The sequence below is a fragment of the Helicovermis profundi genome, assembly GCF_033097505.1.
In the GTDB taxonomy this organism is placed as follows: domain Bacteria; phylum Bacillota; class Clostridia; order Peptostreptococcales; family Acidaminobacteraceae; genus Helicovermis; species Helicovermis profundi.
In genome coordinates this window covers 711388-724525 of the sequence record NZ_AP028654.1, presented here as the reverse complement: position 1 = coordinate 724525, position 13138 = coordinate 711388, and the positions used below count along the sequence as shown (strand labels likewise).

Genomic DNA, 13138 nt, shown 5'->3' with positions numbered 1-13138 from the left:
TGTTGAAAAAGGAGTAATTATGAAAATTTATGGAATCGGTGTTGGACCTGGAGACAAAGAGTACTTAACTGTAAAAGCAGCTAGGATTCTTTCTGAATGTGATATTCTTTATTGTCCTATTAAATCCGAAGGTAGTGTGAGTTTTGCATATGAAATAATTAAAGAATATGTAAATCCAAATGCAAAAATAGTAAACTTAGTTTTTCCAATGAATTATGACAAAGATGAACTTAATAAAAAATGGAAAGAGAATGCAAAATTTATAGCTGATAATACTGTTAAAAACAAAAAAATAGCATTTATTGTTATTGGAGACGTTATGCTTTATAGTACTTTTTTATATTTAAAAGAGCATTTAATTGAAGAAAAAATTGATATTGACTTTATTCCTGGAATTACTTCTTTCTCAGCTATTTCATCTTCACTAGGTACTCCTCTTGCTATGTGGGAAGAAGGTCTTGCAGTGATTCCCGCATCTAAAGACAGTAAATTTGACTTAAATAAAGTTCTTGAAGCTTTTGATAACGTAATTGTTATGAAACCTTCTCATAATCCTAAAAAAATAGTTGATTCACTTATAAAAAATAACTTAGAAAATAATTTTAGATTAATAACTAAAGCAGGTACAGATGAAGAAGTGATTATATCTGATATTGATAAAATTAAAGATAAAATTCCTTATCTTTCAACAATGATAATAAAGAAAAATGGTATGAATATATAAATAATTTTATTAGATTCATTGCGAATTTTTAGAATTATTTATCCACAATTGTTAAAGTAAACCATCAAAAAAAATAAAACAATCCACAATATAATTTTACTTTGTGGATTGTTTTGTTAATTACATGTTTATATTTGAATTTTCAAACACTTATACACAATTAGTTCATCTTTTGCGTTATTTTGTTTAATTTATTGGATAATGTGATAAAAAATCCACTTGACTCTTTAAAAAATATAGCCTGTCTTCCAAATGTATTGTAATCAATTTTCTTAAAAAATTTAAACAAAAATACCATTGCTATCAGTAAAGTTGATAAAGATCCTAAAAAATAACCAAATCCATAAAAACTCTCACCAAATGGAATCATTACTACTGTAAAAAATGCTGTGGAAACCATAAATATAAATGTAATTAATAAAACTTCTTTTCTTGATTCAAAATATAATAATACTAAGAATATTAGTAAAATAAAAATATTACATAAAGCTCCAAGTGCACATATCCTAAAAATTCCTACTATTAATAAAGGAAAATTTAAATAAATAAAAATATATTTAGAAATGATAATAATAAATAATGTTATAAAAGTTTGAGTTTCAAATGTATATAATAACAATCTAAATATTGAAGTTCTCATTTCATCCCTTGCAATAGCTATTTCTTTATAAGTTCCTTTAGATGAAGCTAAACCATAATATTTTCTATAATTCTCATAAAACTCCGTTTCAACAGAAACCATAAACATAATCATTGTAGGTATCACTGTTAAATATGCTAAAAATACTGCATTATCATATATTGGTGCAAACTTATAAACATCTAAAACATTCTTTCCGAATTTGCTATACCACATAAGAATATCATCTATCCAAAGTCCCATTGTATAAAATAATCCTGAAAAAAATAAACTTGGAAATAGATTCATATATCTAATAAAATCATATTTTTTATTATTACTAATCTTAAATGTATTTACAAAACTAAAAAATAATATTGAAAAAACTAAAATAATACCAATTAAATATGAAAACAATAATGAACTCGCCTGATACAAATCATTAAAGGGTAAACTAATAATAGTTCCAACCTTTAGCTTAATTCCGACAGTATTATAAATATAATTAATTTGTGATTCATTAAATCCATAGGTCGTTAAAAAAGACAAAATAACTGTAGCTACACCTCCAGCTAAGTATCCATATGAAATAATAGCATAATTTTTAATAGCGCTAAGATACACCATGGTAATCCATACAAGAGATATAAACATAAAAAGTAAAACCGCCATATATTTATAATAATAAGGAACATTTTTAGTAAAATAATATAAGTAGCCTAGGCTAATTGTAATGATTATTATAATATTACTAAGCCCATTATAGGATGCTTTCATAGAAGCATAGTCTTTTTTATAAAGTTGGTCAGAAATATACCTTGTAATTAAGAGCTGAAATGGTGCAGTAATTATTTGCGAAAAAACAAATGCATATACTATTGAACCCATAAACAAATCCATTTCGGACAAACTAGAAAAATATATTCTTGAAAAAAATATTAATATATTAATTGTAAGAACTGATATTATCCAAGGCCCTGCAGCTACTATTCCAGAGAAAAAATAAGCTTTCATTTTTTCTAAAATAGTTTCTTTTTCAAAAAGTTTTTTTAAGGTAAATCCTATTCCTGCCATTTAATCACCAAATTTCTTATATATTTGCTTATATTTTTCTATAAACATATCATGAGTATAATATTTTTTTACTCTTTTTCTTCCTACCAAACCCATTCTTCTAGCTTCATCTTTACTACTTAATATCTTTATAATAGCATTTGCTGTTTCAAGAGGTGATACAGGTTTTGTAACTATTCCCGAACGACCTAAATTATCCTCACTAGTTCCACTAGTAAGTTCTTTGCATGAACCTACGTCTGTAGAAACAAAAGGAATTGAAGCTGCCATTCCTTCTAGCATTACAAGTGGCTGGCCTTCTGAAAGTGATGTTAATACTAAAACATCAATAATAGGCAAATAATCTTTAATATTAACTCTACCAGTAAATTCAATTGAATCACCAAGATCTAATCTTTTCACTAAATCCAGACACTCTTCATAATAATCTTCATCTTCACTTGAAGGTCCAATTATCATAAGTTTTACATCTTCTAAAGAATTCTTAACAATTTTAAATGAACGTATCAATGTTTTTATATCTTTAATAGGAACAATTCTTACAATTGCTCCTATTATATGTCCTTTATGTTCTTTTGGCTCAATATCATAAAAGCCATTTTTTACACCATTTGGAATAACCAAAGTTTTCTCTTCCTTTGAACCAAGTTCTAATTGAATATCTCTACTTCTATTAAAAAGTGAAATTATAACATCAGCATTTTTATATGCACTTTTAGAAATAAAATAAAAAAAATCTATCCACATTTTTTTATAAATTCCTTTTACCCATTTAGCTTTTAATAATTCTTCTTCTCTTTCTCTTGGATAAATACCATGTTCAGTAAGAATAAATGGAGAATTATACTTTATTTTACCAATTAGACTAATAAGACCTGAATATCCAGTAGAAACTGAATGATAAAGATCAGCCTGTGGCACTTGGCTTTGAATTACATTTATCATATTTAAATACATTGATCTTAATGACCAAAAAAATTCATTTAATCCATTATCAGAGTAAGATTTATTATAAATTTCAAGAATCATTTCCCAAAAAAATTCACTTTGTAAAAATTGAATTGTTGTACCAAATTTTTTTTTGTTTATCATTAATTTAATTATTGAATTTACATCACACTCACTATCAAATGTTAAAAACTTAATTAGTTCTTCTTTTTCCTTATCATTTGCCTTAACTTTATGGTTAAGTTGATTCGGATTTTGATCTAAATAATCATCTAAATAAAAAGTTATAACTTTTGATACATTTTTAGGTAATTTGTATTTATATTCGAGATTTTCTTTTCTTGACGCCATAATACTTACAATAATAAACTCATGTTCACTTACAGCATTAATTAATTGATTGGCCCAAGAAGATACACCACCTGAAATATATGGATATGACCCTTCTGCGATAATTGCTATTTTCATTAATATCAACTCCAATACTTCAAACGTTTATTTTCTTCATCAGTTAAGAAATATTTCTTTTTTCTAATAATATTTGCCATATTATAAACAGAATCATAGTCTTTTGTTTTATAATACAGTTCCATTCCCACAAAATAAGTAAGCTTATCTTCTTCAAATTCACTTAAAAGTATTTTGTAATACTCTAAAGATCTTTTAAATTTTTTTAGATTAATATATGTCCTAATTATTTTTAATAAAGTATCTTTTGTTTGAAAAATTTCAAAATGTTTTTCTAAAAAATCAATATATTCTTTTTGATGAATTACTTTTAATTCTCCTTCAAGTAATCCAGAATTAAGGTATTTGCTATAATTATTAATTACTTCTAATAAAAGTGACTTATCACTAGATTCCTTGTATTTATTAATTGAATTTGAAAGTGATTCTTCAAACTCTCTTTCAATTGTACTAAGAAGTGTTGAAGAATAATGGACAACCTCTTGATCAGTATCTAAAAGGCCTAATTTCAATGCATCAATTTTAATATCGACATCATTTGCTATTAAATCCGTAATTGTTTTCTTTTTATTTTTAGCATCTTCTCTTATTAATGTATCTATCAATCCAAGAGTATTTGCCTCTTTAATAAAAGTAGACGGTTTTTTCTTTAATATTAGTTCAAAATCACTAATATATTTTTCATAATCATCAAGAGCACTATTTCTTTCAGAGATTAATATTATAGACGTAATTATAGTATAAATTGCAATGCCAATAATAGGCACAAATAGAATTATCAAAAATGAAAAACCAATAAATTTACTTTTTTTATACTGAATAAAAAACAAAATTAATGTTAAAAAAGCGTGAAAAAATAATATATGCGTAATATCGAAATTACTTTTTAAAACTACAAAACCTAATACTTCTAATATCAAAATCACAAATGAACTTACTACAATTAAAAGCATAAAACACCTCTTTATTCTTTTGTAGAAATAATAATATTTTTATCTGTGCACTCAATAATATAAAGATTCAAATCTTTATCAAATAGCGAATATGTGCCGCCTTTAATATCCGTAACCTTACCATTAATGCGAAGTATATAATACACTGGCGAAATAAAATTCTCATTATATATATATATTTTATGATCCTTATAATTTGTATATACTTTTAAGTTTTCGCTAGATCTAAAATAATTATAGGCCTCATAATCTGTCATATTTCTTAAAAAAGGAAATCTATTTTTGGTGTCCGTTATAAGTGCAGTAAATTCCTTGTATAATTCTCTCCACGTCTTTCCATCTGATCTTTCTTTATCTAGTACATCATCAGGATGAATAAAGTGATTAAAAACGCCATAGGTTGCAATTGAATTATAAATCGACCACATATTTTCCTTTGTATTTTCATATCCAGAGCTAATTCTAGGCATAGTATAAACGCCTTTAATATCAGGATCAGGTCCATATTCTTGGTACAATACACCTTTCTCAGGACTACCAGTATAAATTCCTGCAAAAACAACAATATCCTTAAATACTTCTTTAACCGCTTCCTTTCCTTCAATTGAAATTATATTTGAAGGTGCTACATAAGTAAAAATATTAATTTTACCATATATATTATAAATTTCATCTCTTAATTCCGTTAAAGCAGACACCATTGCTTTTTTTGACTCCCACGGTTTATATCCATAACTTTCATGATTCATTTCACCTTTTAAAGCAAGCGACTGATGATTATAACCATGTATTCCTATTTCACCACCATTTTCTTTGAGCCTTCTACCATAGTACTGAATATCTTCTATATTCGTATTTCCAAGTTTTTTAATTGGAAGTGAAGTATTATTATTGTAAGTTCCAATAATTAAACCCGTAATTTTTATATGCATTTTATAAGCTAAATTTATGATATCTGAAAGCCATATTTGCCTATAAAATTGTGTGTTTTTAAGTGAATATTCCTTAAATATAATATCTGATTTGCCTCTTTTAATTGGTGCCGGAAAATCATCAATATCTAAAATAAATGCATTCATAATATTGTAAATAGAATACTTAAGTGGATATAAAATTGTTTGTAGAAGGACACCACGATTATTTTTATCCATTAACATTGTTGAATTCACATACATAGTTCGTCCTAAATAATAATCATTTTCCCATATAATAGGAGTGTTTTCTGAAGTCGCAATTACATCAACATTAGGTGAAAGTTTCATATTTATTATTGAATGCGATATAAGTTCATTAGTAATTTCAATTTCATCCAAACCAGGGAAAAATTTTTTTGTAAATTTAAGACCAATTAAATCTTTATCTCTAAATCCAAATTGTTCTTTAATTCCAAATATTTCATCTAAATCAACAGCATGATTTCTTAAAAGAGATACTACCGTTCCACCATTTTTTACATATTTCACTATTAATTCATTATTTCTATAATTTTCTATATTCTCAGTTCCTATTATTATTAGGTCGTTATTTGTAAGTGATGTAATAATTTCCGTAGAATTTTCCTTTTCAATATTAACAAATTCTATATTTAATTTTGTTAATTTAAAAACTTCATTTACTTGATAATATATTAGCTTATTACCGGGAGAATCTGTAGAATATAAAAAAACAAATTTCCTATAGTCATTAGGTAAAATACTATTACTATAATTTAAGTTTAGCTTAATCTTTTTTTGATTTACTGATAAATTTCTTGAAAAGACATTTTGTCTTGAAACTTGTACTATAATTGCTGATATAATAATAATCAAAATAATAATTAGAAGTTTTTTATTTAATTTCATATGTTTTCTCCAATTTATAATCAAAGGTACTTAATATTCTTTCTTCTATATGGTCTTTTTGATTCATAGGAGTAGCAGGTAATAGGAAAAAAACATTTCCTTTTAAATTATATTTTTTAATTTTATTAGAAACATTATTCATTTTAATATTTATTTCTTTAATAGAGTTTCTTTTTTTATCTACACAATCAATAAAATTAAAATTACATTTCATTCCTACAATATCTACATCTCTAAGTATTTTTAATGATTTTTTAGAAATATATTCTAAATTAGGATTTTTAATATAGTAAGATAATAAAATATATTCAATATTAAATTTTTCTTTTCTGTGTTCTTCCTTATCTAATCTATCTATAAAATTAGAAAAAAATAAAATATTTGTTCCTTGAAAAACCTCATTTTCTCTTAAATCTTCTTCAGCACTTAATGCCCTTATCAGTGCTTTATTAACCCATTCAACTATAATCTTGAAAACATTATACGTATAATCAGTTACAAACTTAAACTCGATCATTTCAATATTAAGAATTGCTACTACTTTTCCATCATCTATTAGTGGGGCGCACATCAAAGGACAATTATCATCACTTTTATAAATATGTTTTACAATATTTTTTTTATTAATTAATTCATAAAATGATTCATTATCTTCATAAAAAATAGAATTAGGTAAATTACTACCCTCACCAAGCCTTATTTTTAGTCTAAGTACTCCTTTGGTTTCATTTACTGAATATATCGAAATAGTCTTTGCTCTAAGAAATTTTGAAAGCATTCCCATTGTTTCAGTGTATACTTCTTCAGGATCAAGAGTATCTAGTGAAGAGGCTATTTCATATAAAGATAGAATACTATGTTCAGCTCCTATTATTTGTTTTCTTAATTCTTCCTTTAATGCAAAAGCTTCTTTATTTGCCTCAGTTAAATTTTGATTTGCTTCTTTAAGAAGATTTATTTTATTATCTGATATTTTTTCATGATATAAAAAATTATCTTTAAATCTACCAATAACAATTGCAATAATAAAAAAATAAACAAAGTATTTACTATTAGATAATTCGCTGAAAAGCAAAAACATATCTTTTCCAAGTGTAAAATAGATATAGCTATAAGTTAGGCTTACAAAAAATGCACTGATAAGGCCAATAGCAGAACCATATCTTAGTGCCATAATTAATACAACAAAAAATAGAGGATGAATATTTAACGTTAAAAAACTTTCCTTATTGTATGGTAAAATATAAAATACTAAAATAACAATTGCTATAAATATAATATTTTCAAGTATAGAGAAAAAAATTTTTTTCGTATTCATAAAATCACCTTCTATTATTTTATATTTCATTTATTTTAATATATTATACCCACAATAAAGGAGTATCAATCATTATAACGGAAAATATAATGATTACAAAATAGAACTTATATTAGTGTAGTTTACACACTTATATAAGTCCTAATTCTTTAAACTATCCATATTTTATTACTTTGTTTTTCCATCTGAGTTTCTTTTTAATATTGGCTGAGCAAGAATATCAAGTTTTTTATCTACTAAGAAATGAATTGAGTTTTTAGTAAATTTACCATTTTTATTTAATGTTCCTGCTTTATGACCAGTTAATATTTCTATACCTTCATCGATTGTAGTAACAGCATATATATGGAACTCTCCTTTTTTAACGGCTTCAATGACTTCACTTGATAACATCAAATTTTTTACATTTTGGTGAGGCATCATTACGCCTTGTTTTCCTGTTATACCCTTTAACTTACATACTTTGTAGAACCCCTCAATTTTTTCATTAATTCCACCAATTGGTTGAATTATACCTCTTTGATTAACCGATCCAGTTACTGCAATACCTTGTTTAATCGGAATTCCAGAAAGACTCGAAAGAATTGCATAAAGTTCTGTACTAGACGCACTGTCACCATCTACTCCAGAATATAATTGTTCAAATACTATTGTTGCCGTCAATGCTAGAGGTCTGTTTTGAGCAAATTTATAGCCTAAATAACCAGTTAAAATTAAAACACCTTTATCATGAATAGCTCCGCTCGTCCTAGCTTCCCTTTCGATATTCACAATCCCAGCTCTACCTTTATATGTCGCAACAGTTATTTTTGATGGTTTACCAAAACTATATTGCCCTGAACCAGTCACTGCAAGGCCGTTAATTTCGCCAACTTTTTCACCATCCACATCAATTAAATAGTCCGCACTTTCAAACATTTCCATAATTTTTTCTTCATATTTTTGATTTCTTTTTTTAATTTGTTCAAGTGTTTTTTCAATATGTTCTTCTTTAACAAACTTATCACCTGATATTTCTGCCCATCTATCTGATTCATAGACAACATCAACTAATTTACTTAAGTGTGAGCTTAGTTTAAGCTGATCATCAGCAAGTCTTGAACTATATTCAATAATTTTTGCAATTGCACTACTTGAAAATTCTTTTAAATTTTCTTCTTCAATATGTTTTTTTATGAAACTTGTTATTTTCATAATATTTTCTTCATTTCTATTCATTTCAATATCAAAATCAGCCATTATTTTAAATAATTTTCTAAATTCCTCATCGTAATTATAGAGCATTTGATAAGTGTAAGCATCACCAATAACTATCACTTTAACATTAAGAGGAATTGGTTGCGGCTTAAGAGTTTGACTTACAACCGTACCATATTGACTTCCAATTGATTCAATAGATACTTTACCATCAAGCATTGCCCTTTTGATACCTTTCCAAGCGTAGGGCATAGTTAGTATATCTTTTGCAAGAACAATTAAATATCCACCATTTGCTTCATGAAGCGCACCAGGTTTAATTTGCATAAAATCAGTTTTCATAACACCATATTCATTTCTATACTCAATGCTACCAAGAATATTGTAGTAACTAGGGTTTGATGCAAAGACAACAGGAGCATGTTTTTTCTCAGAATTATCAACAAATAAATTTATCTTATATCTATTAAAGAAGATTTTTTTAGATTTAGGTGCAATCATTGCAAGTGCAGGGTTTTCTGGTTCTTCTTCTTCCCCTTTAAATTTATCTAAATGATCCACAATATCATCAGTCAAATAATCAAAATAAAGAGAAATATTTTTATTATCTTTATATTTTTCTCTAATATTCATTAAGTGAAAACTAACAACTTTTCTACCCATTTGTTCATCTAAATTTTTAATTCTCAATCTATAGTTTTCTTCAGATTTTCTAAGTTCATTAAAATACTCAACTGTTTCTAAACTAAGTTCATTTGATTTTTCTTTAAGTTTTTCATATTCTTCATCAGAAATATTTTTATATTCTTCTTCATTCATGGCTTCACCATTCTTAAGAGGAATACTTATGAGACCTTTCTCATTTTGAATAAATTTAAATCCATAATTTCTACCAATTTTATTAAGTTCTAATATAATTTTATCCGTTTCATTAGAATACTCTTCGAGTATTATAGCTCTTGTATTTTCATATTCTTTACTAGAAAAAACATTTTGAATTTCTTTTTTAAAAAACACAATCATGAATTCCATACTTCTAATAAAATTTTTGCCTTCCCCAGTTTCAAGACCAATAGCAATTGGGTTTCTAAAATTCTTAAAATTATTAACATAAATCCAATCTTTTGGTGCCTTTTGATTTTTTGCTTCTTTATATGTTAGTTGATTTACATAGCTATTTCTACCTGTTCCCCAACTTCCTGAAACGTAAATATTGTATCCTTTCTTTTTCATACCGAGTGCAAATTCAATAGCTTCAACCGCCCTATCTTGTCCCATAATACCTTTTAATGGTTCTATTTCAGCCGTAGACTTAAAATTCAAACATTTTTTATCACATTTACTACTTAATTCATCAACTTTTACTCTGTATTTATCCATATAATGTCTCATAAACTCACCTCTTTATTTTGTCTTATTTTATTTTACCCAATATTTTTATATAAACACAATAAATTAAAAATAGTTCATAAAAATCTGCTTTAATGGACAAGCCATATTGCAATCTTTTTTATGAACTATTTTTACTTTAAAAGATAAGATATAAGAAATTTATTTACGCATTTGTCAATAATATTTTCTTGAATTATTTATCTCTAAAATTTCAACTTATCAAATTTATCTTTGAATAAATCACCAAGCGTTGGTTCTATTCCTTTGTCATCTTCTTCATAGTCATCGAAGTCATATGATGAATCATTATTTAGTGCTTCTTTTATACTTAAACTAATTCTTTTTTCGTCTTGCTTTATATCTAAAATTGCCACTTCAACTTTTTGATTAATTTTTAATACATCAGAAACTTTGTTAACCCTTTCTTCAGATATTTCTGAAATATGAAGTAGACCTTCAATTCCTTCTCCTATATCAATAAATGCACCAAAAGGTTTTAGTCTTACAACATTTCCTTCAACAATATCACCAACATTAAATCTTGAATAAATATCATCCCATGGATTTTCATATTGGACTGCAAGTTTAAGAGAAATCCGTCCTTTTTCTTTATCAAAATCTTGAACTATAACTTCAATTTTGTCGCCTTCACTCATAACTTCTGAAGGGTGTAAAATCCTTTTAAAAGACATCTCAGAAATATGAAGTAATCCATCAGTTCCACCAATATCAACAAATGCACCATATTTTTCAAGGCGCCTTACAACTCCATTTCTCTTTTCTCCAATTTTAATAACTGACCAAAGGTTATTTTTTAAAACGTCAAGCTCTTCTTTTTCTACAACTTTTCTTGAACCAACTACTTTTTTACTATCTTTATCAAATTCTATTAGTCTTATTTTCATCTCAACGCCTATATATTCAGTTAAATCTTCAGTATATGAAGCTGAAACATGTGAAGCAGGTATAAATATCCTTACTCCTTTAAAATGCGCAAGAGCACCACCTTTTACAAGTTCATCAATACCAACAGTTATATCTTCTTCCTTATCATAGAATTTCTGAAGATCATCCCAAACGACTATTCTTTCAGCTCTTTTTCTTGAGAGTACAATATTGCCTTCTCCATCATCAACTTTTACAACAAAAGCATTGATTTCATCGCCAACATTTACTATGTCTCTAGGATTTAATATTCCATCTTCTGAAAATTCTTCTCTAGTTATTATTCCATCCATAATATAACCAATATTCACAATTACTTCTTCATCATTTACAGAAATAACTCTTCCTTTTAAAATATCTTCTGGATAAATTCTATTCATTGATTTATCAATTTGCTCCATAAAATCATCCATCGATTCTTCAATTACTTCTTCAATTACTTCTTCAGTTTTGTTTTCTTCAACTTCACTTTGATCCATATTAATTTCTTCGTTAATATTTACTGCTTCATTTTTTTCTTTAATATTATCTGACATATTACACCTCATAAAAATATTTTTGACTCTGTTTATTATTATATCAAATAATTTAGCTTTTAAACAATAATAGAAAAAATAAACGAAAGAATCATTTCAATTTACTTAAAATGATTCTCTCCTTCAATTAATTTTTTATTTTATTATACTGATTTTTTTATTCTTGAAATATTTTCACTTTTAATATCGTTTTTTTCATCTTTCTTTAAATATACAAACCAATAAACTCCAGCTACTAATAAGCCACCACCAACAATGTTTCCAATTGTTACTGGAACTAAATTTTTAGTTACAAATGTTGTCCAATTAAGAGAATTTAATTTTTCAATAGAAACACCTGCATTCTTTGCAGCTTCTAAATACACTGGATTCCCTTTTGCAAGTATACCAGCCGAAATATAATACATGTTTGCAACACTATGCTCAAATCCTGAAGTTATAAATAACCAAATTGGAAAAAATATAGCCATAATTTTACCGACCATATCTTTTGCACCATATGCCATCCAAACTGCAAGGCACACAAGCCAGTTACACATTAAACCAAGAAAAAATGCATGAGAAAAGCTTAAGCTTACTTTATATGATGCTATTTTTATAGTAGTTACAGCAAGAAGAGCGTGAGATGCATTTAATTGACCAGAATTAACTATCATATAAGAAATAAATATTGAACCAATAAAATTCCCTAAATAAACGTAAAACCAGTTTTTAAGCATTCCTGATAATTTAGCTTTCTTTTGAAGCACCGCCATAACAATTAAAGTATTACCAGTAAAAAGTTCTCCACCAGCTATAATAACAAGCATAAGTCCTGTTCCAAATATTGCTCCTGCAAGTGCTTTTCCAAGTCCATATGTACTCGGATTAGCCCAAAGACCAAATGCCGCCATATTAGAACCCTCTGCTGCAAACGCTATAAAAGCTCCTGCTAAAAATCCTAGGATAATCATCTTTAGCGGTGTAAGAAGTGTCTTTTTAATTCCACTCTCTACAGTAAATTCTGCAATTTCTTTTGGAGATAAATAATTTTTTGATTCCATTGAATCCTCCCTATATATTACTGTTAATAATATAACAAATAATGTCGTTAATATAATAACATCATTGTTTAAAAATTAAT

The 13138-nt window shown here is 26.5% G+C and carries 9 protein-coding genes; 1 reads left to right on the top strand and 8 read right to left on the bottom strand.

Going from position 1 to position 13138, the window contains the following annotated elements; all coding sequences use genetic code 11:
• The first annotated feature begins 19 nt into the window (after positions 1 to 19).
• Positions 20 to 724: a precorrin-2 C(20)-methyltransferase gene (cobI, locus tag AACH12_RS03095; protein ID WP_338536613.1), complete on the top strand. Its 705-nt coding sequence runs from the start codon at positions 20 to 22 to the stop codon at positions 722 to 724.
• Positions 725 to 884: 160 nt separating this feature from the next.
• Here cobI and pelG read toward each other — a convergent pair whose 3' ends face one another.
• The 8 genes from pelG to AACH12_RS03055 all read right to left on the bottom strand — a co-directional run bounded on the left by pelG (position 885) and on the right by AACH12_RS03055 (position 13058).
• On the bottom strand, positions 885 to 2417 hold the full coding sequence (gene pelG, locus AACH12_RS03090; RefSeq protein WP_338536612.1) for an exopolysaccharide Pel transporter PelG: 1533 nt from the start codon (positions 2415 to 2417) through the stop codon (positions 885 to 887).
• Positions 2418 to 3833 carry a GT4 family glycosyltransferase PelF gene (pelF, locus tag AACH12_RS03085; protein WP_338536611.1) on the bottom strand — a complete coding sequence of 472 codons (1416 nt, stop codon included), beginning with the start codon at positions 3831 to 3833 and terminating at the stop codon, positions 2418 to 2420.
• 5 nt (positions 3834 to 3838) lie between these two features.
• Positions 3839 to 4786 (bottom strand): hypothetical protein, encoded by a 948-nt coding sequence (locus AACH12_RS03080; RefSeq protein WP_338536610.1) that lies wholly within the window; start codon positions 4784 to 4786, stop codon positions 3839 to 3841.
• Positions 4787 to 4797: 11 nt separating this feature from the next.
• Positions 4798 to 6627: a DUF2194 domain-containing protein gene (locus tag AACH12_RS03075; protein ID WP_338536609.1), complete on the bottom strand. Its 1830-nt coding sequence runs from the start codon at positions 6625 to 6627 to the stop codon at positions 4798 to 4800.
• The gene (locus AACH12_RS03070; protein ID WP_338536608.1) at positions 6614 to 7975 is read right to left on the bottom strand and encodes a GAF domain-containing protein; all 1362 of its coding nucleotides are present in this window, start codon (positions 7973 to 7975) and stop codon (positions 6614 to 6616) included. The genes AACH12_RS03075 and AACH12_RS03070 overlap by 14 nt, the downstream gene beginning before the upstream one ends.
• Positions 7976 to 8113: 138 nt before the next feature.
• A complete protein-coding gene (locus AACH12_RS03065) occupies positions 8114 to 10534 on the bottom strand; it encodes a Lon protease family protein (RefSeq protein WP_338536607.1) in 2421 nt (806 codons plus the stop codon).
• Positions 10535 to 10737: 203 nt separating this feature from the next.
• Positions 10738 to 12015 carry a 30S ribosomal protein S1 gene (gene rpsA / locus AACH12_RS03060; RefSeq protein ID WP_338536606.1) on the bottom strand — a complete coding sequence of 426 codons (1278 nt, stop codon included), beginning with the start codon at positions 12013 to 12015 and terminating at the stop codon, positions 10738 to 10740.
• 143 nt (positions 12016 to 12158) lie between these two features.
• Entirely contained in the window at positions 12159 to 13058 is a 900-nt protein-coding gene (locus AACH12_RS03055) for a formate/nitrite transporter family protein (protein ID WP_338536605.1), read from the bottom strand.
• Positions 13059 to 13138 lie beyond the last annotated feature (80 nt).